The sequence below is a fragment of the Streptomyces scabiei 87.22 genome (assembly GCF_000091305.1).
GTDB lineage: Bacteria > Actinomycetota > Actinomycetes > Streptomycetales > Streptomycetaceae > Streptomyces > Streptomyces scabiei.
Genome location: NC_013929.1, coordinates 8932898 through 8957540 on the forward strand (window position 1 = coordinate 8932898; position 24643 = coordinate 8957540).

Below are 24643 nucleotides of genomic sequence, written 5' to 3' on the forward strand. Positions count from 1 at the left end.
ATCAGCCTCGGCAGGCTGGCCGGCTGATCACGAAGCGTTCTGTGTGACGGTCGGCCGGTGCCCGCGCGGCAGGGTCCCGACGTACCCGACGTAGGGGAGGACGAGGACTCCGCGTCAGTTCGTGGCCACGCCGGGCAGGTGGTCGGCGAGGTGCATGGCGTGGAGTTGTGCGAACTCGTCGTGCGTGCAGTGTCCGTAGGCGGGATGGGTGGCGTGCCCGGCGGTGTGCCCGGTGAACAGGGCCACGGCGTCCGCGAGATCGGCCGCGGCGTCGGACACCGGCAGGCCCGGGTCCAACGCCGGTGCTCCCTCGATCTCCGCGCCGAGCGGATGCTTCATCGCCCCTCGGCGCAGAAAGACCAGTTTGGCCAGCCGCCCGATCGTGGCCCGGTACCAGGCGGGCTTCAGCACCGGATATCCGGTCACGGAGTAGCGGACGGTCTGAGCGCAGTGCTGCACGGTCTGGGAGAGGTTCCAGGTGCTGCCCGGCGCCAGCAGGTCGTGCTCGGGGCGGGCGATGTTCAGGTGAAGCCGCTGAACGAACTGCTCAAGGTCGGGGGAGGACATTGCAGGATCCTATGCGGCGACGGTGAACCCGCGATGCCGGAGGCGCTGACGGGGACACCGCTGCACCTTCCTCGGTCAGCGAGGCCGGGGAGCCGTGGTGGGCTCGGCGGCCACGGAGCAGAACCCGATCTCGGGGTACCGGGGCGACGGCCGGTCCAGCAGGGGCTGTGGTGTGTGGCGGAGGTGGAGGTCGAAGAACGCCCGTGTGTAGCGGCGCGTGAGCTGGGCGGCGCGGGCGGCGGGCAGGTCGGCGCCGATGTCGAGGCCGAGCTGTTCCGCGAGGAGCCCGACGTCGGTGAAGGAGGCGTGCTCCGCGCCGGCGACCACGAGCCATCGCTTCCACCCCGTCAGATGGGTCCAGTCGCGCTCCCAGGTGCCGACCGGGCCTCCGCCTCCCGGGGTGTACGTGGACTGCCGGCCCAGGAACAGGAACGGCCGCGCCAGGCCGCTGTCGGGGATCGGGATCTGGGTGGTGCCGTCGATGTCGATCCCGGCGCGTATCCGGGGGTCGGCGAGCATGGCGGCGGTGGTGCTCGCGCCTCCGACGGAGTGGCCCGCCATCGCGATCCGGTGCGGGTCGATCAGCCGGGCGCCTTCCCACGTCGGCCGTGGCCCGGTCAGTTCGTCGAGCACGAAGGAGACGTCGGCCGCCCGGCCCGTCACCAGCTTCTCCCAGAACGCCTGGTCGTGGTCGACCTCGCAGGCGGCGCAGGTGGCAACTCGCCCGTCGGGGAAGGCGGTCGCGATGTTCTCGTAGGTGTGATCGACGCCTGCCACCACATAGCCCCGGCTCGCCAGCTCCTCGGCCAGCGAGGTCAGCGTGGCGCGGGGTTTGGTGAAGCCGGGCGAGAGCACGATCAGGGGCAGACCGTGCCGGCGCCCCACCGGTTCGGCGTCGGCGACCGCATGGGTGCGCGTCGTGCTCAGCACGTCGGGCGGCACATCGGTGATGCCTCCGTCCGCCAGGAGGAGCCGCGACTCCGTCGGCGTCATGTACGGGGCGCGCGGTCCGTCCGAGGGCCGCGCCGGATACCACAGCGAGACCATGAGGTCCCTCGCGTTCACGCCGGGAACCCACGGGTCGGGGCGGGAGGCGTCCCGCAGATGCAGGGGGCTCCGGCCGACCGGGTGCGGGCCGGTGGGCTCGGGCAGACGGGGCGTGCCGCTCGCCAACGCCGGCGCGCGGCCGGGACCGGCGGCGGTGGGCACGTCGGTGGCGGAGGCGGGCACGCACGTGCCCAGGACGAGGAGCCCGGCGAGGGCGGCCACGCCGCGGCGCGGGATCCGGTTGCGGGGCGGGGGCGGTGGGCTGCCCGTGGCCGCGGTGCGCGTTCCGTCGTCGTGGCCCGTGGGGGGCGGTGGGGTCAGGGGCACGGTCATGGTCGTCTCTCCTCGGTCGCCGACTTTCGGTTCCCTGGAGGCTAGGAGCGGGGCCGGGCCGGGCACGTCGGCCGCCGGGGCGGTCTCCGGTACCTCGCAGGGAGGAGGCCGTACGGCGTCGTCCTCGCGATGTAGTCGAGCGGTGTATGCCGCACGACGACGCTGCTCACCACGACGGATGTCGCCGCCGGGAGCGTCGGCGAGAATGAGCCGGTGACGACCGTGCCCATGGTTGACCGCCTGCTGGAGCGGGTCGGACCCGAGCGACTGGGGGAGTGGTGCGCACGGCTGACGCGCCCGACGGGTCCGCCGCCGCGGCCCACCCGGCGCGGCCTGGCCTTCGACGCGGCGCTGGCGTCGTCCCTCGGCGTCGCCGCCGTCCTCTACGTGCTCGACAACATGACCGGCATCCTCGACCGAGGAGACCGTCCCGCGCCCGTCCCCGGCGCGTGGATCGGTCCCGTGATCGTGGCCCTCCTCGCCTCGGCGCCGCTGACGCTGCGTCGCCGGTACCCGCTCGCCGTGCTGTGGATCGTGCTGGCCGCGGTCCTGGTGACGCCCCATGAGGCACCCCGGCTCACCTTCTACGCCTGCGTCGTCGCCGCGTACGGCGCCGCCGCCTACAGCCCGTACCGGCTTCCCACCCTGGTGAGTCTGGGGGTGGCGGTGCTCCTGGTCGGCACGGACGCGGCGTTGCCCACCGTTCCCGACCGGTACGCCCCGTACCTGATCATGGTCCCGATCGTCGTGGCGGCCGACGGCCTGCGCACCTGGAAGCTCAGAACGGCCGAGGGCCGCAGGCGTCTGTCCGCGCTGGAACGGGAGCAGGACGAGGCGCTGCGCCGCGCGGTCGCCGACGAACGCGCCAGGATCGCCCGCGAACTGCACGACGTGGTGACCCACAACGTCAGCGTGATGGTCATCCAGGCCGGCGCCGCCCGTACCGTCATGGACGCCCACCCCGACCGGGCCCGCGAGGCACTCCTCGCGGTCGAGGCCGGCGGCCGGGCGGCGATGACCGAACTGCGCCACGTCATGGGGCTGCTCACCCCGCGGACCCCTGGTGACCCCGACAGCCCGGACCCGGGCGGTACGGAGGAACTGGCGCCGCAGCCGGGGCTCGGCCAACTGGAGGCGCTGGTCGCCCGGGTGGGCAGGACCGGGACGCCGGTCGGGCTGACGGTGACCGGGCACAGGCGCCCGTTGCCGTCCGGGATCGAGCTGGCCGCCTACCGGGTGGTGCAGGAGGCGCTGACCAACACGGTCAGGCACGCGGTGGGCGCGAGCGCCGCGGTCACCGTCGACTACGCGGCCGGCCGACTCCGCGTGGAGGTCACCGACACCGGCGGCACACCGGGCGCGTCCAGGACCGCCGGCGGCGCCACCGGATCCGGACGCGGGCTGATCGGTCTGCGCGAGCGGCTCGCCGTCTACGGGGGCACCCTGCGGTCCGGACCCCACGGCGCCGACGGGTACCGCGTCACCGCGCTCATCCCCCTGGATGCCTCGTGACCGGCTCGCCGCGGGTGGTGATCGCCGACGACATGGCACTCGTCCGCACCGGCTTCCGGATGATCCTCGCCGCCGACGGCATGGACGTGGTCGCCGAGGCGGCCGACGGCGTGGAAGCCGTCGACGCGGTCCGGCGCACCCGTCCCGACGTGGTCCTGATGGACATCCGCATGCCGGAACTGGACGGCCTGGAGGCCACCCGCCGCATCCTGGCCGACACCGGCCACGCACCACGTGTGGTCATCCTGACCACGTTCGACCTCGACCGGTACGTCTACGCCGCCCTGTCCGCGGGGGCCGCCGGGTTCCTCCTCAAGGACACGACACCCGAACACCTCGTCGCCGCCGTCCGTCTGGTCCGCTCCGGCGACGCGCTGCTGGCCCCGGCCATCACCCGCCGTCTCGTCGAGCGGTTCGCCCGGCAGGACGCCCCCGCCACCCCGCGCCACCGCGACCTCGCCGCACTGACTCCCCGGGAACGCGATGTCCTGCGACTGCTCGCCGGGGGGCTGAACAACGCCGAACTCGCCGATCACCTGGGCCTGTCGGAGGCCACCGTCAAGACCCACGTCGCCCGCATCCTCGCCAAACTCGGACTCCGTGACCGCGTCCAGGCCGTCATCGTCGCCTACCGGACCGGACTCGTCAGCCCCACCGGGGACGACGGCGACGCCTCGCCGGTCGGCGGCGCACTGCCCTGAACGGGCCGCGGGGGTGCGGTCGTCAGCCGACGTCGAAGAGGTTCGGCAGCCCGAGGAGGTGCCGGGTGCGGTCGTGGCGCTTGAGCGGCTCGAACTCCGGTGCCCGGTACAGCGGGGTGACCGTGCATCGCTCGGCTGCCGAACCGACGCTGTCCAGAAGGGCGTTGACGGCCTGGCGGGCCGAGGTGTTGGCGCCCTCCATGGTGGCCAGGTCGATGGGCACGGACACGTAGTCGCCGGACAGGAAGAGGTTGGGGATCCTCGTGGCGGACCGCGGGCGCAGGTGGAAGGTTCCCACCGGGTGGATGAGCAGCTGTTCCTCGTTGACCGGGGCCGGGGTGCCGAGCCCGTCCACGGCCGGGTCCAGGAACCAGGAGTGCAGCACGGAGTCCTTCAGGACCGTACGGCCGCTGTCGTTGAGTGCCGCCTTCAGCTGGGCCCACACCTCGCGGGCGACCTCGGCACGCGTGCACTGCTTGGCCGTCTTCCCGTACAGGATGCCCGGCCGGTCCCATTCGGAGACGTCCACGGACAGGCAGTCCGCCACCGTCCCGTCGCCGAAGTCCGAGGGGAAGTCGTGGCCCGGCCAGTGCTGGGCCTGTGCGATCGCGGTCAGCGACCAGGGGGAGTCGATGAGGTCGAGGTGGCCGTGCAGGATCGGCGTGCGTTCCGTCAGATAGAACTGGATGCCCGTCATCCAGTCCGTCTCCAGCCGGTCGCACGCGGCCAGTTGGGGATCGGCGGCGCGTACCGCGGCGTTCCAGGTGCGGCGGGCGTGCTCCACCGGCATGGCCGAGATGTAGTGGTCGGCGGTGACGGTCCGGCGGACGCCGCCCGGGTCCTTCACTACGGCGCCGGCCACCTGGCCCGTGTCCATGGTCAGGTCCTGTACGGTCCAGCCGACGCGGAACTCGACACCGAGCGACCGCAGATACGTCGCCCAGGGGTCGATCCACGCCTCGTTGGTGGGCGCGTTGAGGATCCGGTCCAGGGGGCCGTCCGCGCCCCGGCCGAGGAGGTTGAAGGCGAAGGCCTCCAACAGGGTGCCGACCGTGCGGGTGCTGGCCTCCTCCGCCTTGGTGGCCACGATGTTCCGGGTGATGCCGACGGCGAGGATCCGCTGGTAGTCGTACGACATGCGTCCGGCGCGCACGAACTCCCACCAGGGCATCCGCTCCCAGGTGGTGTCGCGCCGCTCGTCGCAGCTGGTGAGGAAGACCAGCAGGCGGTTGGCGAAGTAGAGGGCCTCGTGGAGGGGCAGGCGGAGGGCGGTGTCCAGGAACGAGGTGAGGGCGCGGCGGATCTCGTCGGGGGTGAGTTCGGCCGGGGTGCTGCCGGGCCACGGGAGCGGGACCCGGATGTCCTCACGGCCGCCGGACCGCGCGAACAGCATCTCCTTGGGGGCGACGAGGTTGTCGTGGACGCCGTGGGCGTTGCCGGGGAAGGGGATGCGCCGCATGGTGTCGGGGAGGTTGTGGTAGATGCCGGGGATGAAGCGGAACCCGTGCTCCCCGGGCAGGGGCGCGCGGCCGCCCTTGCCGCTGTCGGGCACGTCCATGCTGCGGGCCTTGCCGCCGAGCGCCTTGCGTTCGTAGACCGTGACCCGGAAGCCCCGTTCGGCGAGTTCGTGCGCGGCGGTGAGCCCGGCGACGCCTCCGCCCAGGACGGCCACGGTCCCCGCGGCCGAGCCGTCCCGGGCGGAGGCCCGCCCGGGCACGCCGAGGCCGATCCCGCCGCCCGCGCCCGCTGCCGCCGCCGTGCCCAGGAACCCTCTGCGCGTGGTGCCGCCCATCGCTACCCCTTACCGTCGGTAAGTACCGGCGCACGAGGATAGGAGCGACACACCGATCCCGGAAGGCGACCGACGCGGCCGGAGTCACTTTGGCTTGATGCGGCATCACGTGGCCCACAACCGCCGGGGTGCGCCCGCCACACCGGACGGGCGCCGACTCCCGGCTCAGGGCTGCCAGGAGCGGCCGTTCCGCCTCGGCGCCGAAGAACGGACCGGGGTCCGGCGCCCGGGGAGACGAACCGCTGCCGGTCGAAGTGGTCGGCGTCGCCGTCGACGGCGGAACACCAGCCGTCGCCGGACCGGCCAGATCGTTCAGCGTCGTACGCAGCGCGCAGCCGACGCATGCCGGAGGGGCGCCGCGCCCCAGGGGGTCCCGGGGCGCGGCGCCGGAGGGCTCTGTCAGCCGGTCGACCGGGCGCAGGTGACGTCCGTGTCGGGCAGACGGCCCGTGGCCAGGTAGGTGTTGACCGTGGTGTCGACGCAGGAGTTGCCGAACACGCCGTACACGGCGTGCTGGTCCGCGCCGCGCAGGGTCAGCAGGCGGGACGAGGGCCACATGTGACGTACCGTCAGCGCGTTCCGGTAGACGGTGCGTGGGTCGCCGGTCGCGTTGACGAGGAGCGCCGACAGGTCGCGGCGGATCGTCGTCGGGTGCTCGCGCGGCGGGGCCCAGAACGCGCACGGGCCGATGGTGTCGGTGACGGGACCGAACAACGGGTCCCGCTCACGGGCGCGTCGGAGGTCGCGCCAGTACGTCTCGGGGGAACGCGGCGCGGACGCGTCCCCGCACAGGATCGCCGTCTGGACGCTACCGTAGGCGGAGCCGGATCCGGTCAGCAGGAAGTCGAGGGTCTCCGCCAGCCAGGGCGAGGGAGTGACCGTACGGCCGCCGGCGGCGCCGCGCATGTCCCTCATCGCCCGCGCGAGATCGGCATAGGCGGCGTCGTTGTCCTGCGAGAGGCCGGAGAGGGCGATGACGGGGACCAGGTGCTCGTCCACCCGGTGGCCGCCGATCGCCAGGGGTGTGCGTGCGGAGGCGGCCAGGATCCCGTCCACCGTCGCCAGCACCGCGCTTCTGGTCCGGCCCAGGCCGTAGGTGGTGTCGCGGGCCGCCGCCCACGTGGCCCAGCCTTCGAGGGCGTGCCGGTTGGCCGGCGCCGTGCCGCGCAGCAGCCGTGGGTGGTAGCGGCCCGGGTCGACCAGGCCGTCCAGAACGACGCGGTCGGTGCGGCCGGGGAACATCGTGGCGTACACCTGGCCGAGGTAGGTGCCGTACGAGTAGCCGAGGTAGGAGATCCGGCGCTCGCCGAGCGCCGCGCGGACGATGTCCATGTCGCGCGCGGTGTTCCGGGTGGTGACGTACGGCAGGACGTCGCCCTGGGTCCTCGCGCAACGGTCGGCGAGTTCTTTCGCGAACCCCACCGCGCGGTCGAATCCCGCCCGGTCCGCCCCCGCGCCGCGGATGAAGGAACCGGTGGGCCAGTGGCAGTCCAGCGGCGTGCTGCGGCCGACGAATCGGGGATCGACGCCGACCACGTCGTACCGTTCACCGACCTCCTTCATCGTGGAGCGTATCCACGGCGGGTCGCCGATGGTCTGTCCGCCGGGGCCGCCGCCGTTGAGCAGCAGGGCGCCCACGCGATGGGCCGTGTCGGTGGCCCGGATCCGCGAGATCGCGACGGTGATCGTACGGCCTTCCGGACGGGTGTGGTCGAGGGGGACGGTGACGTCGGCGCACCGGGCGCCCGCCCGCTGGAGTTCCGTGCCCGTCTCGTCGTCGGGTCCCAGCACACAGCTCTTCCAGTCGAGTTGCTGGTCGTGGTAGCGGGACAGGGGCGTGGCCGTCGCGGGTGCGGGTTCCGCCGCCGCGGGTGCCGGGGGGACGGCGAGGGTGGCGGCCAGGCACAGCGCGGCCCCTGCCGCGATGCGGGGCACCCGTCGGCGCGGGCCTGCGGTGCTCGTGGAGGCCGTCGTTGTGGCGGCCGTCGCTCTGGCGGTCGCGGTCGTGGAGGCCGTGGTCGTGGCGCCGGAGGAAGCCGGGGCGGTCATGCGGTGGTCCTTTCGGAAGGCAGGTTCTCGCAGAGGGAGGCGTCGACGAGGTCCAGGAACGCGGACTCGGCCGGGAGAGAGGCGGGAATCTCGTTGAGGGCGACGGCGACGCTCCGCCCGCGGGGACCGACGGCGACCAGGGCCCGATGGCCGCCGGGCACCGTCCCCGCGTGTCCCCACCACGTCCCGCCGCAGGACAGCGGTGTCGAGATCAGGCCCAGCCCGTAGCGGGCGCCGGGCCAGAGCCGGTCGGTGTCGACCTCCACCGTCCGCCGCATCTCGGCGAGTTGGGCGGCGGGCAGCAGACGCCCGTCGAACAGGGCGGTGGCGAACCGGGTCAGGTCGCCCGGTGAGGAGACCAGGGCGCCGCCGACCCCGCCGAAGGTCATGTTCCAGGCGGTGCCGTCGACTTGTCGGCCGCCTTCGTCGGTGAAGTAGCTGCGGGAGTGCGCGCCTCGGACGCGTGTTCCGTCGCCGGGCCAGTAGGTGTCGTGCAGCCCGAGGGGCCTGATGATGCGGCGGGTGATCTCCGCCTCGGGGGTGCGGCCGGTGACCTCACGGACGATCATGCCGAGGACGAGGTAGTTGGTGGTGGCGTAGTGCCAACTGCCCTGCGGGCGCGGCAGTTCGAGCGCGCGCTCGACGAGGTCGCGGGGCTCGAAGTGCCGGAACCGCTGCCGCTGCAGATGCTCCCATTCCGGAGCGTCGAGGTAGTCGGGCAGTCCGCTGGTGTGCCGCAGGAGGTCTCGTACGGTGACCGGACGGCGGTCGTGGCCGCCCCCGCCGAGCAGACCGGGGAGATAGCGGTCGACGGGGGCGTCCAGCGAGAGGCGGTGCTCGGCGGCCAGTCGCAGGACGAGCGTCGCGGTGAACGTCTTGGTCACGCTGCCGGCGCGCAGCCGGTCGGTGGTGTTCATCGGGCGTCCGGTGCGCCGGTCGGCCGTGCCGGCGGTCTCGGCCCAACGCCCGCAGCGACGGCCCGCGGTGGGGTCGGTCACCAGGACCGCGGCACCGGTGATGCCGCGGTGGTCGGTGAGCTCGTGCAGTAATCGGCTGGTCCGGTCGTGCGTGCCGCAGTCCACGGCGGGGCGCGGGGCGGGTGTCTGTGCGGTCGCCGTCGGGCCGGTGGCCAGGACGACGGCCGTCATCAGGGCCGCCAGACCCAGGCGTCTGCCGGTCCGGGAGGTGGTCGGGAAGGTGAGCATGCTCCCTCACGGTAGGGACCGTACGGCCGTTGATCACTCCGGCAGGCAGGTGCGTGCGAGGTGACGCCGGCCCGAGCCGAAAGCGGGAGCGGACCTCATGGACGGGCGGGGCGGCGGCTGGTAAGGGCGAGCGTGAAGCGGTGGTTCCTGGGGTAGCCCGTGCGGCGCTTGCACCGGGGCCGCCGGGTGTCGGTTGCGGCCAGGTGTCGGTGCGCGCGGTCTCGACGGTCGGGGCTGCCGTCGCACCGGGCGTACGGCGGGTCCGGGGACAGGCGCACGCCGAGCGGTTCGGTCTGGCCGGAGCCGGAGCCGGAGCCGGAGCCGGAGGTGCGGAGCGGGCGGCGTGAGTGGCGGCTGTCCCGGGCCGGACTCGGGTCCCTCGTGGTGGGTGTGCTGCTCAGCCCGACCGCCGTCGCCTCGGCCGGCACCGTCGGTTTCGTGGGGCTCGTCGCGCCGCACGCCGCGCGCGCTCTCGTGGGCCGGCGGCACATGAGGGTCTTCCCGGTGGCCGTCCTGCTCTGCGCCTGCCTCGTCCGTGCGGCCGATCTCCTCGGCCGCACGGTGATCGCCCCGGCCCAGCTGGGCGCCGGCCCGATGGCGGCGGTGATCGGTACGCCGTACTTCCTCCGCCTGCTGCTACGGACGCGACGCTAGAGCGGGCGACCGCAGGCCCGGCACCAAGCGTCCGTCCCGTCGACCCATCACCTGTCGGTTCTCGTCCCGTCAGCACCCCCCGTCAGCACCGTTCGTCAGCACCCGTTCGTCGGGACCCACTGGTTCACCGCCGGTGCGACGCGTGCATATTCGATCGCGCGAACGGATCTTGCCCGGCACAATCGGCGCATGCCGACCGCCGCCGAGGAACTGCTCGCCGCCCTCGAACCCCTGCCGTTCCCCGCCCGGCTGACCCTGACGGCGCGGACCGCACGCCGGCTCGCGGACGCCGGGACGCTCGCCCCGCTCCTGACCGAACTCGACGGACACGGAGCCTACGAGCGGCGGCTCGCGGCGCTGGCGGCGCTCGTCGGACGCGACGCCGAGTTTCTCGCGGCCCGGCTGGCCGACACGGACCCGGTGGTCGCCGGATACGCCCGTCGCGCCGTGCGCGATCTGCCCGTCCCGGACGAGGCGGTGGAGGCGGCCTACGACGACGCGCCGGCCGTGCTGCGGCAGCGGCTGGCCCGGCTGCTCGCCTCCGGAGGCCGCAGCGCGCTCGCCGAACGGCTGGTGGCGCGCCTGCGCGCGGAATGGGGTGACGCCGAGGCCGCGCGGCTGCTGCCGGCCTGCTCCACCCCGTTCGTGGCACGGGAGTTGCCCGCGCTGGCCCACGCCGTCGACGGCTGGACGCGGCTCGCCGTCCGGCACCCCGACCCGGTCCTGGACCACGCCGAGCGGACCCTGGCCGACCGGGCCGGCGTGCAGCGGCGGGAGGAGTGGTGGCGCGTGCACGCCACCACGGTCGCGGCCCTCGCGCCACGGCGCCCCGAGCGGGTGCTGGCCCTGCTGGAGCGGCACGGCCCCAGCAGTCCGCCGCGCGTGCTCGTCAGGGCGCTCGGCCCCCTGGCCGCCGCCGACGCCGAACGCGTGATCGCCTGGATCGCCGCCCCCGTCCGGCGGGGACAGCGCCACGAGCCGCTGCCCCCGCCCGGGGTGGTGCGCCGGCTGGTGCGGGCCGAGCCCTCGTCGCTGATCGCGCTGGGCCGCCACTGGCTCCACCGCGGTCCCCACTTCGCCACGCTGATGAACGCCATGGCACCCGGCCGGCGTGCCGCGTTCATGGACGCGGTCGCCGTGGGGGTGCGGAACTGGGACGTGGCCCTCGGCGCCCTCGCTCTGCTGCCCCGGGAGCGCCGCTGGGCGGAGGTCCGGCGCATCCTGGCCGAGTCCGACGGCACCGGCTACTGGTGGGAGGACCTGGACACCCTCGCCCACGGTCCCTTCGACGCGGCGCGCGCCGAGCTGGTCGCCGCCCTCGGGCGGCCCGACGCGGACGACCGGGCCACGGCCTGGCCGCTGTTCGTGACCTGCGCCGCCCTCGACGGGAGCCGGGAGGCGATCTCCGACCTGCTGACCGTCGCCGGACGCCGACTGCGCAACGACCGGGACCCGGTCCGCGCCGCCGCGCTCGGCGCGCTCGCCGAGACGCCTCCGCGCGTCTTCGGGCCCGAGCACGTCCCGCTGCTGGACGCGCTCGCCGCCGACGCCCTGGAGGCGCGGGACGCCTCGGCGGACACGACGACGGCACTGCGTACCCTCGCCGTACGCCTGTTCGTCGAGCACGCCACCGACGGCGAGGCGGAGTTGCGGGACTGCGCCCTGCGCGTCCTGGAACGCCTCACCCGCCGCGTCGGCGTCCCCGACCTCGGCCCGCTCCACCGCGTCCTGCGGCGCGGCCAGGAGCTGCAGGTGTTCGACGCCCTGCGCTCCTGGCTCGACGCCGGGGCGGACCGGGCCGACTTCCGGCTGCTCCTGGCCCTGGCCGCCGCCCTCGGACCACGCGCCCGGCGGCTGCCCGAACTGCAGGAATACCTGGCCACGGCTCTGGAGCGCGGCGACGACGACACCTTCCGGGCGGCCGCCGAGCTGTGGCTGGCCGCACCGGGGACCCGCGACGAACGGGTCGCCAGGATCGTCGGCCTGGAACCGTCGTCGGTCGTGCTCCCGCCCGTGCGACGCGTGCTGGCCCGGCGGCGCACCGATCTGCTGGACACCCTCCTCGACGCGTCCCCGCCGTACGGGCGCTTCCTGCCGGACGGGGCCCGGTGCCCCCTGCCCGACCTCGACGACAGCGACCGCTGGCTGCCCCGTCAGCAGCGGGCGGCGGTCCGGCAGGCCGGCCGGGCTGTCGCGGACGACTCGCTCCCGCTCGACGAGCGGGCCGCCCTGATCCGGGGCGCGGCCGCGGTCCCCGAGTTCGGGCGGGCCCTGGCGCTCGCGCACACGGACGATCCGGAGGTGGTCGTCGCCGAGGCCGCGCTCGGTGCGCTGCCCCGGGCCGACCGCCCCCAGGACACCCTCGCGACACTGCTGGAACACGCGGGCGACGACCGGGCCAGGGTCGCCGTGTACGCGGCGGCACGCGCCGCCCGCTTCACCGCGCCCTCCGAACTCGCCCTTGCCCTGGGCGCGTTGCTCACCGGTGAGCGCCCCGCGAAGGTCACCGCCCGTAAGGAGGCCGTACGCCTCGCCGCCCGCTTCCTGCCGCCCCGGAAGGCGGTCTCCCTGCTGGCGAGCACCTTCCACGCCCCCGACCGGCACCCGGACGTACGGGCCGCCGTCGTCCGTGTCCTGCCGCCGCTGCTCGGCGATCCGGAGGCATGGCGACTGCTCGACGAGGTCGCCGACGACGACACCAGGACCGTCCACGACGCCCTCCTGGCCGTCAGCCCCTGGGAGTTGGCCGACACGCACCGCCGCGCGTACGCCACCGTGGTCCTCGGCACCTACGGCGCGGCCCTCGCGCGCAGCGAGGGTTTCGAGGGCGGCTACGCCGTGCTGCGCGCCATGGGAGTGTGGTGCCGCCACGCACCCGGACTGGCCGTGCGGATCGCCGGCATCGTCCGTGATCTCCCGGACCGGACGCACTGGCGGTCCGCGGAAGGGGTGCTGCGTGAGCTGGCCGCCTCCGAACTGCCGCACCCCGTCGGCGGTGCCGCGCCGGGCAGCGTCCTGCACGACACGGTGGCCGCGCTGCTGGCCGCGCTGCACACGCCGGAGGGCGGCGCCGACGCGCTCCCGGACCGGGACCTCCCGGCACTGCAGCGACTGCGGAGCCTGGTGTCGTTCGCCTACGTCGAGGGAGTACGGCCCGAGCTGCTGGAGGCGGTCGCGGACCAGCTGGCGCCGGAACCCCTGCTCGTGACCGAACGCGCCCAACTGCTGGCCCAGTCGGCCGATCACACCCTGGAGCCGGACGTGCTGCTGAAACGGCTGGGGCACCTGGCGGCGTCCCTGGAGGGCGCGGGGGTCACCACCGCGGTCCACACGGCCGGCCACCTGCGGAGGTTCTCCCCGCACCACGCGCATCCGCGCGCCGCCGAGGCCCTGCTGACCGCCGCCGACCGGTTCGCCCACGACGGCGGGGCGGCGCAGGGGCTGCTGGCGACCGGTCTCGTGCGGAACACGGGCAGCGCTCTCGGGTGGCCCGAGGAGTGGCGCGCGCTGCTGCGCCTGCTGCGCCGCCACCCCCACGCCGACGTACGGCGCGAGGCGTACACGACCCTGACGGATCGCGAATGACCGCCCGAGCCGATGCCTGCGCCGCCTCCGGCTAGCCGGTGGCACCCGCCCCGTCCGCCGCGCCCGGCTTACGGAGCAGGAGCAGTGCCGCGTCGTCGTGGAGCCGGCCCCCCACGTGGGTGAGCAGTTCGTCGTGGAGTGCCGAGAGGGTGTGGGCCGGCTCGTCGGACACATGGCGGGCCAGACGCTCGGCGAGCGGATAGAACGCGCGGTCGCGGTCGCGTGCCTCGGTGACACCGTCGGTGTAGAGCAGCAGCTGATCCTCGTCGCCGAAGGGCAGGGTCCGCAGTCCGGGTGTCTCACCCGTGAGCGCGCGCAGTCCCAGGGGCGGGGCCGGGCAGTCGGGCTCCACGGGTACGACGTCCGAGCCGCGCACCAGTAGCGGGGGCGCGTGCCCGCAGTTGACCAGCTCCAGGCGGCCCGGCCGGGGGTGCCCGGCGACGACGGCCGTCACGAAGTCGTCGCTGCGGAGGTTGCGCGCCAGGCTCCGCTCGATCCGGTCGACGACGGCGAGGAGATCGGGCTCCTCGTACGCCGCCTCGCGGAAGACGCCGAGCACCAGGGCGGCGATCCCGACGGCGGGCAGCCCTTTGCCGCGCACGTCGCCGACGATCAGCCGTACCCCGTACGGGGTGGGGATGAGGGCGTACAGGTCGCCGCCGATGCGGGCCTCGGCCGCCGCGGCGCTGTAGCGGACGGCCACCTGGAACGGGCCGACGGTCGCCGGTACCGGCTGGAGCAGCGCGTGCTGGGCGGCCTCGGCGACCGAGCGGACCGCCGCGAGCACCCGCTCGCGCTCTCCGCGCAGGGCCCCGGCCAGGGCGCTCGCCAGGGAGACGGCGACGAGCGCGGACAGCACGGCGGCCAGCTCCCTGGCCGGGGCGCCGTCCCGCACGCCGAGCATCGTGCCCAGCACCCCGGCGAGGAGGCCGACGCAGAGCACGCCGCGCGGCCCGCTGGTGGTGGCGGCCAGCGCGGGCCCCGCGGCGAGCAGTGGCAGCCAGGTCAGCCCGGGTCCGCCGACCAGGCCGACGAACACGATCACGGAGACGATCAGCACGGGCAGAGCGGGCGTACCGGAGGCCAGCTGTGTGGCGACCCGCTGGCGGGCCGCCCTGCCCGTCCCGGACGCGGGCGTCCGGGACGGGCGGTTCGGCATCGGCCTGTGGTCGCCGCAAAGCTCTCGGGTGTGACTCATGTATCGCCCGCGATCCTCACCTGTGCGTGGAGCCCTCGGCTCCGGAATTGTCCGTTTTAAACAGGAAAGGGGATCTGTGCGGGCGTCACAAGGACATGGATTTCAGATAGTGAGCGACAGGCCCCTGGTCACCCGGCTCGCGATCGGAAGAAGCCGCGCCCGTACCTCCGGCAGCCGGGAGAGCCGGTCCGCACGCAGCGACACGCCGAGCGAGCCGAGCGTGTCCCCGCTGTAGACGGGCACCGCGATGCAGACCGTGCCGAGGGCGTACTCCTCCAGGTCCGTGACGGCCGGGGCCACGGGGGAGGAGTCCAGCCGCCGGAGCAGCTCCGGGGCGTCGGTGATGGTCCTGGGGGTGAGGTCGGCCAGGTGGTGCCGGGAGAGGTAGTCCTTGCGGGCGTCCGCGTCCAGCTCGCGCAGCACCGACTTGCCGAGCGCCGTGGCGTGCCCGGCGTCCTCGAAACCCACCCAGAGATCGACCCGGGGTGCCCGGGGGCTGTCCACGATCTCGGCGACCCGGATCTCGCCGTCCTCGTAGAAGGTGAGGTAGGCGGCGCCGGCCAGCTCGTCCCGCAGGGCGGCGAGCGTCGGACGGACCCGGCTGAGCAGCGCCTGACCCCGTCCGGTGGTGTGCAGCGCCTGCACCTTGTCCCCCAGGACGAAGCCGCCGTCGGCCAGTTTGCGCAGGTAGCCGTCGTGGACCAGGGTCCGCAGCAGGTGATAGGCGGTGGCCAGGGGCAGCCCGGTCTCGCGGGCCAGCTGCTTCGCCGGCGCGCCGTTCTCGTGCGCGCTCACCGCCTCCAGCAGGCGGAAGGCGCGCTGGACGGAGGTGATGAGCGTGGGGCCGGGGCCGTCGTGCTCAGCCATAGGACCAGCGTGCGCCGGTCGCGCGGACCGGGCAAGCGCCGCCCCCCGCCTTCTGCGCGGCGTCGGCGCTGGGCCCCGGGCCGTCACCCCGCCGCTCGCCCGGCCACCCGGACCCGTTCCGGTACGCGCACGGACTCCATGACGAAGCCGCTGCGCACCCGCGCCGGCATCCGCGTCAGCGGGATCCGCAGGTCCTGAGGGGGCACGGCGTACTCCAGCCGGGCGAGCCGCGGCCCCAGGGTCCGCAGCAGCGCGACGGTGACGTCCTCGCCGGGGCAGCGATGACCGGTCGCGCGGTCGCCGCCGCCCTGCGGTACGAGGTCGTCGCGGCCGGGCGGGCGCTCCAGGAACCGCTGGGGTTCGAAGGTGTACGGAAGGTCCCACTGGCCGGGGTCGTGGTTCTGCCCGTACAGGTCGAGCAGGACCAGGGCGCCCGCCGGGATCGGCTCGCCCCTCCATTCCAGGTCGGTGACGGCCCGCCCGCCGACGAACGGGGCGAACGGGTAGAAGCGCCGCAGCTCGTGGGCGAACGCCACCGCGTACTCGGGATCGGCCTCGGCCAGCCGTTCCCGTACGTCGGGCCTGAGGTGCAGCGCGTGCCCGGCGTAGGCGACGAACCAGCACACGGCGACGGTGGGACGGATGACGTTGAGCAGTTCGACCGCTGCGGTGTGCGGGTCCAGGGGCAGGCCGTCGGCGTCCTCGTGCCGGGCCACGACGTCCAGCGCCGATCCGGCGGGTGCCGTGGCGGCCCCCTCGCGGACGTCCGACACCAGACGGGCCAGCCACGCCTCACGGCGACCGCGGGCGCGGCGGGCCCGCCAGTGCCGGGGTCCCGGCGTGGCGAAGCCGTCGACCATGGCGACCAGGTCGGCGGCCGGGGCCGCGCCGTCGGCGTCACGGTCGTGCAGGGGGATCCCGGCCCACCGGCAGACGCCCAGGGTGAGCACCCGGCTCGCCTCGTCGAACAGGACGACGGAGGGCCGGTGCGGCCAGGACGCCTCGGCCGCGTCCCAGGCCCTGGTGACATGGTCCACCAGGCCGGCGACGGCCTTCGGACCGGTGAGCAGGGAGAGGAACAGGTCCTTGCGCACGCGATGGGGCGGCCCGTCCAGCGTGTGCACGGCGCCGTGGCCGAAGAGCGTGCCGAGCACCGGGCCGGGCAGCGCCGACGCCCGTTCCACATGCCGTTCGTCGTAGAAGAACCGCACGGCCTCGGGGCCCCGCAGCGCCACGGCGGGCCGGCCCGTCAGCCGGGCCCGGACCAGCGGACCCGTGGTGCGGCGCCGGCGGTCGGGCAGCCAGGTGTATCCCCTGACCAGCAACGAGAGCGAACTGTCGACGAGCGGGGTGCGGCGACTGTGCATCATGCCCACCCGGGTGCCCGCCCGGCCTCCCCGGTAACCCGGCGACGCGGCGCCCCGACCGGACCCGCAGGTGTCACACCGGGGGAACCCGGTACTCCGCAGACAACAGCAACCAGCCGACGTCCCCGGAGGCGATCATGACCGACGAGAACATGGCGGACGACGCCTACCAGCCCACCGGCGGCAACGAGGAGCAGGAGGACGCCTCGCCGCTGGACCTCCAGGACGCGCTCGACGAGCGCACCTACGACGACATCCTGGACGAGGGCTACTCGCCGCCCGAGAAGCCGCTGGGTGTCACCCGCAGCGGCACCACGGCGGCCGAGCAGCACGAGGGGGAGTCCCTGGACGACCGGCTGCGGCAGGAGGTCCCCGACGTGGAGGTGCCGCCCGGTGACGGGATCGGCGACCTGCCGGGCGGTGAGGGCGAGCCGGTGGACCCGGAGGCCGGTACGGACCGCGCGGGCCGCCTGGTCGCTCCCGACGAGGGCGTGCGGACGGACACCACCAAGGAACTCGTCGCCGAGGACGAGGGCATCGACGGTGGCGCGGCCGGCGCCGAGGAGGCGGCGATGCACGTCGTCCCGGACGACCGGCTGCCCTGACCGGGGAACGGGGGAAGGGGGGAACGGGGAACAGGGGAACGCGGCACCGGAGAACGGGAGATCACGAAGGCCGGTCGGCCGGGTGGGCGGGACGGAAGGAGAGAGGGCCGGACCAGCCGGAGCCGGTCGGCACACCCCCTCGCCGCCCCCTGACGTACCGCTCCGCGGGGTGAGCACCCCGCCGCCACCGGTGGGCGTCAGGACGTGACGCGGATCACGTCCGATCGAAAACCCGTCGCACGGGCCCCGCGTCTAGGGGGTGTGAGATCAGTCAGGAAGGCACCGCAGGAGCCGGACGAGGAGCGCCTCGTCCGGCTGGTGGCCAAGGGGGACCGCGCGGCGTTCGAGGAGCTGTACCGGCGCACCGCGCCATGGCTCGCGGTGCGGCTGCGGCGCCGCTGCGCCGACGAGCAGATCGTCGCCGAGGTCATGCAGGAGACGTATCTGGCGGTGTGGCGCGCGGCGGGCGCGTTCGCCGGGGCCGCGGTCGGCGGGAGCGCCGTCGGCTGGCTGTGGACCATCGCGGCGCGCCGTCTCGTCGACGCGTTCCGCCGCCGGGCCCACCACGCCGAACCGCCTCCCGCGGCCGCCGGGCGGCCCCTGGCTCCCGCGGCCGAGGAGGAGGCGCTCGCCGCGACCGTCGGCGGTGACGTCGGGGACGCGCTGCGGCGCCTCGCGCCCGAACTCAGACAGGTACTGCAGGCCATGGTGCTCGACGGGCTGTCCGTCCGGGAGACCTCGGTCCTGCTCGGCGTGCCCGAGGGCACGGTCAAGACCCGCGCCCGCCGGGCCCGGACCGAGATGCGGAGGGCCCTGGCATGAGCGTCGAACACGCCTCGACACGGATCATCGACGGTTACACGCGCGGCGACACCGCGCTCGGTGCCGACGACGTGTGGGCCCTGGAGGCCCATCTGGAGCGGTGCCGGGAGTGCCGTTACCGGCTCTCGGCCGCCGTGACGGCGACCGCGCCCGAGGTGACGGCCGTGGTCGGGACCGTCTGGTCCGCCCTCGAACCCCGGCTGGCCACCACCGCCACCATGCCCCGGCGCCGTCGCCGGTCGGCGCGGCCGGCGAGATGGCTGACGCCCACGACCGCGCCGTGGCTGGCCATGATCGCGAGCGTGACGCTGCTCGCGCTGCTGCTCGACGCCGTCGACACCGGATCCGGATCCGGCCAGGTGTCCCTGGTGCTGCTGCTGGCTCCCGTCCTGCCCGTGCTGGGCGTCGCGGCCTCGTGGTCACGGGGCCTGGACCCGGCGTACGAGCTGACCGCCTCCGCGCCCAGGGCCGGACTCCCGCTGGTGCTGCGGCGCACCGCGTCCGTGCTCGCCGTCGTCATCCCCGCCCTGCTGGCGGGCGGCTGGGCGACAGGGGTGACGGCCGCCCAGTGGCTGCTGCCCTCCCTGGCGTTCACCTCGGCCGCCCTGGCGCTCGGCGGAGTCGTCGGGGTGACCCGGGCCGCCGTCGCGCTGGTCGCGGTGTGGGCGGCCGTGGTCGTGGCACCGGCCCTGGCCACCAGCCGTACCCCCGTGACCCTGCAGACCGACGGTCTGCCCGTGTGGGGGCTGATCCTCACCCTCGGCATCGGTGTCGTGATCGCCCGCAGGGGCGCGTACACCGTGCTGGGAGCCCATCGATGAACGACCGGAAGGAACACCACGTGATGTCCGCGGTGAGCGCGGCCGACCTCGCACCGACATCCTACGCCTGGGAGATCCGGGCCACGGGGCTGAAGGTGCGGGCCGGCAGGAAACGCATGGCGGTCGACGGACTCGACCTGTCGCTCGGCACCGGCGTGCACGGCCTGCTCGGACCCAACGGGGCCGGCAAGACCACCCTCATCCGGGCGCTGGCCACCGTGCTGCGCCCCGCCGGGGGAACCCTCGAACTGCTCGGCGAGTCCGCGAGCGGCCTCGGCGAACACAGGGCCCTGCGCCGCCGCATCGGCTACCTGCCGCAGGAGTTCGGCTACTACAAGCGCTTCACGGTGCGCGAGTTCGTCGAGTACATGGCCTGGCTGAAGGAGGTCCCCGAGGCGGACATCCCCGCGGCGGTGCAACGGGCGGTCGAACGGGTGGGCCTCGCGGACCGCGCCGACGACCGGATGAAGTCCCTGTCGGGCGGCATGGTGCGGCGCGTCGGGATCGCCCAGGCCATCGTCAACGACCCGGTGATCCTGCTCCTCGACGAGCCGACGGCCGGCCTGGACCCGGCCCAACGGCTGCGGTTCCGCCGGCTGTTGCAGGAATTGGGCTCGGACACCTGTGTGGTCGTCTCGACCCATCTGGTGGAGGACGTCGCCGCCGCCTGCACCGACGTGGTGCTCTTCGCCGAGGGCCGGCTGGTCTTCCAGGGCACCCCGGACGAGCTGGCCGCGGCGGGCGGACCCGACCACGTGGGCGACAGCCCGCTGGAGCGCGGCTACTCGGCGCTCCTGCTCGACCCCCGGCAGGAAAGGGGCTCCTGGTGAACACCCGCGTCCTGCGCACCGAGTTGAGACGTTCCGTCGCCCCCTGGGCCGGAGCCGTGACCCTGCTCTCCTCCCTGGCGTTCCTCTACCTGCTGAGCGGCCCCTGGTGGAAGGGCACGGCCATGTGGACGGCCCAGTGGACGTCCATGGCCCTGTGGACCCGCTCCCTGCTGATTCTGCTGTGGCCGCTCGCCATGGCACTCGGCGCCCTCCAAGGGCTGCGCGACCACCGTTCGAAGATGACGGAGCTGCTGACCAGCACACCACGCCCCGCCCGGCACCGGGCGGCGACGACCGCGGGCGCGTCGGCGATCACGCTGGTCTCGGCCTTCACGCTCCTCATCCTCCAGGGCGCGGTGCAGGTGGCCGGCAACACCTCGTACACGCATCCGGGCTGGCTGCCGATCTCCCTCGTGGCCGGACTCTCCCTCGTCGCGGGGTTCTTCCTCGGCATGGGGGTCGGGCGCAGCCTGCCCTCCCCGCTGGTCCCGCCCGCCCTGGCCGTGGCCGCGTTCGTGTTCCTCAACCTCCTGCGGATCTCGACGGACACGACGACGCCGGGCGCCGCGCCACCCGGCCGGGCCACGCTGCTGTCGCCGGCGGTGGAGTACGTGGGCGACGTCTTCCTCACCCTTTCCGCCCCCGTCCACCTGGGCCAGACCGTCTGGCTGCTCGGCATGGCGGCGACCGGCTTCGCGCTGCTGCTCGCCGCGAACCAGCGCACCCGCCTGCTCGCCCTGACACCCGTCCTGGCGGGAGCGGTGATCGCCCTGTTGCTCTTTCCCGCGAACGCGCGCCAGGCGTACGTCGTCGATGAGTCCGCCGCGGCCCCCGTGTGCGACGGCCGGGTGTGCGTGGCGAGGGTGCACCAGGACCACCTCGCCGACCTCGCGAAGCCCGGGAAGAAGGCGCTCAGGCTGCTGCGGGACACCCTCGGCAGCCAGGCACCGACGTCCGTACGGGAGAGCACCGCTCCCCGGGAGCTCTTCGACCCGCCGGAGCGGTCCCGCACGGCCGTGCTCATCGACTTCGACGACAGCGTGTTCGCGGAGGCGAAGGGGGAGGCGATGACCCGGGCCCTGCTCGGCCAGGGCATGCTGCCGGTCTGCTTCGCCCGCAGCGCCAACGAGAGCGGCACGCTCGGCGAGATCGCGGCCCAGAGCGTCGCGGCCGGCTGGGTCCTCGGTGAACTGAAGCCGCTCGACGGAGCCCTGCACGAGCCGAAGAGGCAGCTGCGGGAGGCGGGCCCGGTGCTGCGGGAACTCAAGGCGCTGCCGTGGTCGGAACAGGTCGCACGGGTCAAGGCGGCGCACTCCGCCGCCGTCTCCTGCAAGGGCGACCCGCTCGACGTACTGGACGGCGGTGGGTCCCGGTGAGATGGCTGACGCTGTACGCCCGCTCCCGGCAGGTGCCGGTCTCCCTCGCCGCGCTGGCGATCGGCACGGCGCTGGTGTGGACCTTCGCCCGGGACGGCGGCGGAGGGCCGGGTGATCCGAAGGTGCCCGTGTTCGTCCTGGTCACCGGGGTGGTGGCCGCCTCGATCGGGCTCGGCGGGCAGGATCTCGCGCTGGACCGCACGGCCGCGATCCCCTGGCGGCGCCGCCGGACGGCACACGTCCTGCTCATCGGGGTGGTCGCGGGCACCGCGCTCCTCACGGCGCGGACGGTCGGCGGGGACTCCTGGGTCACCACCGCGTTCGTCGTCCGCGACAGCGCCGGTCTGACGGGCCTGGCCGCCCTCGGGGCGGTGCTGTTCGGGGCGCGGTACGCGTGGACCCCGCCGATCGCCTGGCTGTCCTACACCGTCCTCGCCCCGCCCCCGACCGGCCTGCCCACACGGGCGGCGAGCTGGATGCTCCTCGCCCCCGGCACCCCGGCGGCCACCTGGACGGCCCTGGCCCTCGCGCTCACCGGCACGGCGGCGTACGCTCTCGCGGGCCCGAGGCGGTAGCGGTGCGACGGCGGGGCCGCCACGACGGGGTGCGGCGGGGCCGCCACGACGGCCGGCCCCGTCCGCCTGTCCGGACCGGTCAGATCCAGGTGTCGAGCCACATCCGGGTCTGCCAGTCGGGATACGGGATCGTGGTCCCCGTGTAGACGGGGAAGAAGTAGATGAAGTTCCACACGATGAGCAGCACGAGCGTGCCCGCCGCCACCGCTCCCCGGTGGCGGCGTTCCGCGCTCGCGCCCGGCGGACCGAGCAGGGCGCCCAGCGTCATCGCCACGGCCAGACACAGGTACGGCACGAACACGACGGCGTAGAACGAGAACGTCGTACGGTCCTGGTACAGGAACCACGGCAGATAGCCCGCGCCCACGGCGCACAGGACGGCGCCCGCGCGCCAGTCACGGCGCAGGGCCCACCGGAAGAGCAGATACACCAGCGCGCAGCACGCCGACCACCACAGCAGCGGCGTACCGAGCGCGACGACGGCCTGTGAGCAACCGGTGAGCGCGTGGCAGCCCGCCTCCCCGGGTTCGGGGGAGTGGTACGAGAACAGCACGGGGCGGCCGAGGACCAGCCAACTCCAGGGATTCGACTCGTACTTGTGGAACGCGTCGAGGTTCACGTTGAACCGGTACACGGCCGCCTCGTAGTGCCACAGACTGCGCAGCGGGGCCGGTATCCACGACCACACGCCGCCGCGGCCGTCCGCCCACTGCCGTCCGTAACCGCCGTCCGTCAGGAACCAGCCGGTCCACGTCGTCACATAGGTCACCACGGCCACCGGGGCGAGGGACAGCGCCGACCGGCCGAGATCCTTGCGCAGCACCGCCCGGTAGGGGTGGCGGGCCCCCGCGATCCGGCGGGCGCCGACGTCCCACAGCACGGTCAGGACCATGAAGAAGGCCAGGAAGTACAGGCCGTTCCACTTGGTCGAGGCGGCCAGACCGAGACAGACACCGGCCGCGAGCCGCCAAGGCCGCCATCCGGTCCCCGCACGGTCACCGGTCTCCGCGTCCGGACCGGCGTGCCCGTCGCCGTCGACCGGCAGGGCCGCCGCGAGCCGGGCCCGGGAGCGGTCCCGGTCGATCAGTAGGCAGGCGAAGGCCGCCAGCACGAAGAACATGACGACCAGGTCCAGCAGGGCGGTCCGGCTCATCACGTAGTGCAGCCCGTCCACGGCCATCAGCAGGCCCGCCAGACAGCCCAGGAACGTCGAACGGAACAGCCGGCGCCCCACCCGGCACAGCATCAGGACCGACAGCGTGCCCAGCAGGGCCGTCATGAAGCGCCAGCCGAACGGGTCGAGACCGAACATCCCCTCGCCCACGGCGATGACCCACTTGCCCGTCGGCGGGTGCGCGACGAAACTCCCGGTGTCCGAGAGGGAGATCACCTGGGGGTCGGCCAGGATCTGCGGGTCGGCGACCTTGCGGTCCGGCCAGGTGCCCTCGTAGCCGAGCCGCAGCAGGGACCAGGCGTCCTTGGCGTAATAGGTCTCGTCGAAGGCGAGTTCGTGGGGCCGGCCGAGACGCCAGAAGCGAACCGTTCCTGCCAGCAGGGCGACGAGCAGCGGCCCCAGCCACGCCATCGCCCTCGCGACGCGGTACGCGGGCTCCGGACCGAGCCCCACCCTCTCCCAGAGCCAGGTCGACGGCTCCGGGAAGGGCGGCACCAGGCGCTCACGGGTGTCGCCGCGCGGGCGTCCGGGGTACCCGAACAGGCGCAGACGGTCGTTCCGGCCGAGGGGCGCCGTCGTCGAACGGGTGCCGTGGAGCATCGCGGTGAAGTAGTCCTTCGGGAGTGCGGGCGGGGCCGTGCCGGTGGCCCTCCGGCCGGGGCCGGGGGTGCGCCCGGAGGCTAGCAGGACCGATCCGGCGCGGTACGAGTGGCCGCCGGCGCCGGGGCGCCCTTCCTGCCGTGGTCGAGATCATCCCGCGGTCCGGGCCTGCGTGGCTGGGCCGTTCGCGGGTACTCGGCGTCGCATCGAAAGACCTGTCGGGCCGACGGGTACCCATGCGCAGACGGACGCGCACGGATTGCGCCCTGGAGAGGAGCGAGGGACATGGGACACGGTGGAGACGTCATCGCCGAACTGACCACGGACCACGGCGAGGTGGAGGAGATGTTCGGCGAGATCGAGGCACTGCCGTCCGGGGATCCCCGGCGCAAGGAGTGCGTGGACAAGGTCACCATCGAACTGGTGCGTCACTCGGTCGCCGAGGAGGCGTACCTCTACCCGGCCGTCCGGGAGCACGTCCCGGACGGCGACGCGATCGCCGACCGGGAACTGGAGGACCACGCCGAGGCCGAGCGCACCCTGAAGGCCCTGGAGCGGTGCGAGGCCGACGACCCGGACTTCGATCTGCTGATCACCCAGCTGATGACCGAGATCAGGGCGCACATCCGGGACGAGGAGGAGAACCTCTTCCCCCGGCTGCGCGCGTCCTGCTCGGCCGAGGCGCTGAACAGCCTCGGTGACAAGGTCCGCACCGCCAAGAAGACGGCGCCGACCCGGCCCCACCCGGCGGCCCCCGACACGCCTCCGGCCAACAAGCTGCTCGCCCCCGGCATGGGCCTCGTGGACCGCATGCGCGACGCGCTGAGCGGGCGGGGGAAGGACGACTGACACCCGTACCGTCTGCGTACCGTTTGGGGAAGGCGGTACCGGATGTAAGGCGAGGGGCCGGTGGAGAAACAGTTCCGACTGTTTCTCCACCGGCCCCTCGCCGGTCAGCCGTCA

19 protein-coding genes and 1 pseudogene are annotated in these 24643 nt (G+C 74.2%); 11 read left to right on the forward strand and 9 right to left on the reverse strand.

Going from position 1 to position 24643, the window contains the following annotated elements; translation table 11 throughout:
* Positions 1 to 114: 114 nt before the first annotated feature.
* On the reverse strand, positions 115 to 567 hold the full coding sequence (locus tag SCAB_RS38550; protein WP_013005460.1) for a DUF1569 domain-containing protein: 453 nt from the start codon (positions 565 to 567) through the stop codon (positions 115 to 117).
* A 75-nt stretch (positions 568 to 642) separates the two neighbouring features.
* Positions 643 to 1947, reverse strand: coding sequence for an alpha/beta hydrolase family protein (locus SCAB_RS38555; RefSeq protein WP_013005461.1), 1305 nt, complete (start codon positions 1945 to 1947; stop codon positions 643 to 645).
* Positions 1948 to 2175: 228 nt separating this feature from the next.
* On the opposite strand from SCAB_RS38555, the gene SCAB_RS38560 reads away from it, so the two are divergent.
* Both SCAB_RS38560 and SCAB_RS38565 read left to right on the forward strand, forming a co-directional pair.
* On the forward strand, positions 2176 to 3459 hold the full coding sequence (locus tag SCAB_RS38560) for a sensor histidine kinase (RefSeq protein ID WP_037722947.1): 1284 nt from the start codon (positions 2176 to 2178) through the stop codon (positions 3457 to 3459).
* Entirely contained in the window at positions 3456 to 4160 is a 705-nt protein-coding gene (locus SCAB_RS38565) for a response regulator (RefSeq protein ID WP_013005463.1), read from the forward strand. The genes SCAB_RS38560 and SCAB_RS38565 overlap by 4 nt, the downstream gene beginning before the upstream one ends.
* 22 nt (positions 4161 to 4182) lie before the next feature.
* Here the strand turns inward: SCAB_RS38565 and SCAB_RS38570 are convergent, their stop codons facing one another.
* The 3 genes from SCAB_RS38570 to SCAB_RS38580 all read right to left on the reverse strand — a co-directional run bounded on the left by SCAB_RS38570 (position 4183) and on the right by SCAB_RS38580 (position 9206).
* Positions 4183 to 5952, reverse strand: coding sequence for a hydroxysqualene dehydroxylase (locus tag SCAB_RS38570; RefSeq protein ID WP_013005464.1), 1770 nt, complete (start codon positions 5950 to 5952; stop codon positions 4183 to 4185).
* A gap of 399 nt (positions 5953 to 6351) precedes the next feature.
* Positions 6352 to 8001, reverse strand: coding sequence for an alpha/beta fold hydrolase (locus SCAB_RS38575; RefSeq protein WP_013005465.1), 1650 nt, complete (start codon positions 7999 to 8001; stop codon positions 6352 to 6354).
* Positions 7998 to 9206, reverse strand: a complete 1209-nt coding sequence (locus SCAB_RS38580) for a serine hydrolase domain-containing protein (RefSeq protein ID WP_013005466.1) — start codon at positions 9204 to 9206, stop codon at positions 7998 to 8000. The genes SCAB_RS38575 and SCAB_RS38580 overlap by 4 nt, the downstream gene beginning before the upstream one ends.
* Before the next feature lie 354 nt (positions 9207 to 9560).
* On the opposite strand from SCAB_RS38580, the pseudogene SCAB_RS38585 reads away from it, so the two are divergent.
* Both SCAB_RS38585 and SCAB_RS38590 read left to right on the forward strand, forming a co-directional pair.
* Positions 9561 to 9860: pseudogene (locus SCAB_RS38585) on the forward strand (iron chelate uptake ABC transporter family permease subunit); the annotation flags it as partial.
* 189 nt (positions 9861 to 10049) lie between these two features.
* On the forward strand, positions 10050 to 13445 hold the full coding sequence (locus SCAB_RS38590) for a hypothetical protein (RefSeq protein WP_013005468.1): 3396 nt from the start codon (positions 10050 to 10052) through the stop codon (positions 13443 to 13445).
* Between the two features lie 31 nt (positions 13446 to 13476).
* Here the strand turns inward: SCAB_RS38590 and SCAB_RS38595 are convergent, their stop codons facing one another.
* The 3 genes from SCAB_RS38595 to SCAB_RS38605 all read right to left on the reverse strand — a co-directional run bounded on the left by SCAB_RS38595 (position 13477) and on the right by SCAB_RS38605 (position 16880).
* The gene (locus SCAB_RS38595) at positions 13477 to 14604 is read right to left on the reverse strand and encodes a PP2C family protein-serine/threonine phosphatase (protein WP_013005469.1); all 1128 of its coding nucleotides are present in this window, start codon (positions 14602 to 14604) and stop codon (positions 13477 to 13479) included.
* A gap of 141 nt (positions 14605 to 14745) precedes the next feature.
* Positions 14746 to 15510 (reverse strand): IclR family transcriptional regulator, encoded by a 765-nt coding sequence (locus SCAB_RS38600; RefSeq protein ID WP_013005470.1) that lies wholly within the window; start codon positions 15508 to 15510, stop codon positions 14746 to 14748.
* Positions 15511 to 15593: 83 nt separating this feature from the next.
* The gene (locus SCAB_RS38605) at positions 15594 to 16880 is read right to left on the reverse strand and encodes a cytochrome P450 (protein ID WP_078580260.1); all 1287 of its coding nucleotides are present in this window, start codon (positions 16878 to 16880) and stop codon (positions 15594 to 15596) included.
* A 134-nt stretch (positions 16881 to 17014) separates the two neighbouring features.
* Between SCAB_RS38605 and SCAB_RS38610 the strand changes: the two genes are divergently transcribed.
* The 6 genes from SCAB_RS38610 (at position 17015) to SCAB_RS38635 (ending at position 21906) form a co-directional block, all read left to right on the forward strand.
* Positions 17015 to 17482 (forward strand): DUF5709 domain-containing protein, encoded by a 468-nt coding sequence (locus SCAB_RS38610; protein ID WP_013005472.1) that lies wholly within the window; start codon positions 17015 to 17017, stop codon positions 17480 to 17482.
* A 261-nt stretch (positions 17483 to 17743) separates the two neighbouring features.
* Positions 17744 to 18304: an RNA polymerase sigma factor gene (locus SCAB_RS38615; RefSeq protein ID WP_013005473.1), complete on the forward strand. Its 561-nt coding sequence runs from the start codon at positions 17744 to 17746 to the stop codon at positions 18302 to 18304.
* Positions 18301 to 19125: a zf-HC2 domain-containing protein gene (locus SCAB_RS38620; RefSeq protein WP_013005474.1), complete on the forward strand. Its 825-nt coding sequence runs from the start codon at positions 18301 to 18303 to the stop codon at positions 19123 to 19125. Before SCAB_RS38615 ends, SCAB_RS38620 begins: the two co-directional genes overlap by 4 nt.
* A complete protein-coding gene (locus SCAB_RS38625) occupies positions 19122 to 19955 on the forward strand; it encodes an ABC transporter ATP-binding protein (RefSeq protein WP_013005475.1) in 834 nt (277 codons plus the stop codon). Before SCAB_RS38620 ends, SCAB_RS38625 begins: the two co-directional genes overlap by 4 nt.
* Entirely contained in the window at positions 19952 to 21331 is a 1380-nt protein-coding gene (locus tag SCAB_RS38630) for a hypothetical protein (protein ID WP_013005476.1), read from the forward strand. The genes SCAB_RS38625 and SCAB_RS38630 overlap by 4 nt, the downstream gene beginning before the upstream one ends.
* Complete coding sequence (locus SCAB_RS38635; RefSeq protein ID WP_013005477.1) at positions 21328 to 21906, forward strand: hypothetical protein; 579 nt, start codon at positions 21328 to 21330, stop codon at positions 21904 to 21906. Before SCAB_RS38630 ends, SCAB_RS38635 begins: the two co-directional genes overlap by 4 nt.
* A gap of 79 nt (positions 21907 to 21985) precedes the next feature.
* On the opposite strand, the gene SCAB_RS38640 is transcribed toward SCAB_RS38635, so the two are convergent.
* Positions 21986 to 23680, reverse strand: coding sequence for a dolichyl-phosphate-mannose--protein mannosyltransferase (locus SCAB_RS38640; RefSeq protein WP_013005478.1), 1695 nt, complete (start codon positions 23678 to 23680; stop codon positions 21986 to 21988).
* A gap of 285 nt (positions 23681 to 23965) precedes the next feature.
* Here SCAB_RS38640 and SCAB_RS38645 point away from each other — a divergent pair, with 285 nt between their 5' ends.
* Positions 23966 to 24529, forward strand: a complete 564-nt coding sequence (locus SCAB_RS38645) for a hemerythrin domain-containing protein (RefSeq protein ID WP_013005479.1) — start codon at positions 23966 to 23968, stop codon at positions 24527 to 24529.
* The last annotated feature ends 114 nt before the right edge of the window (positions 24530 to 24643 follow it).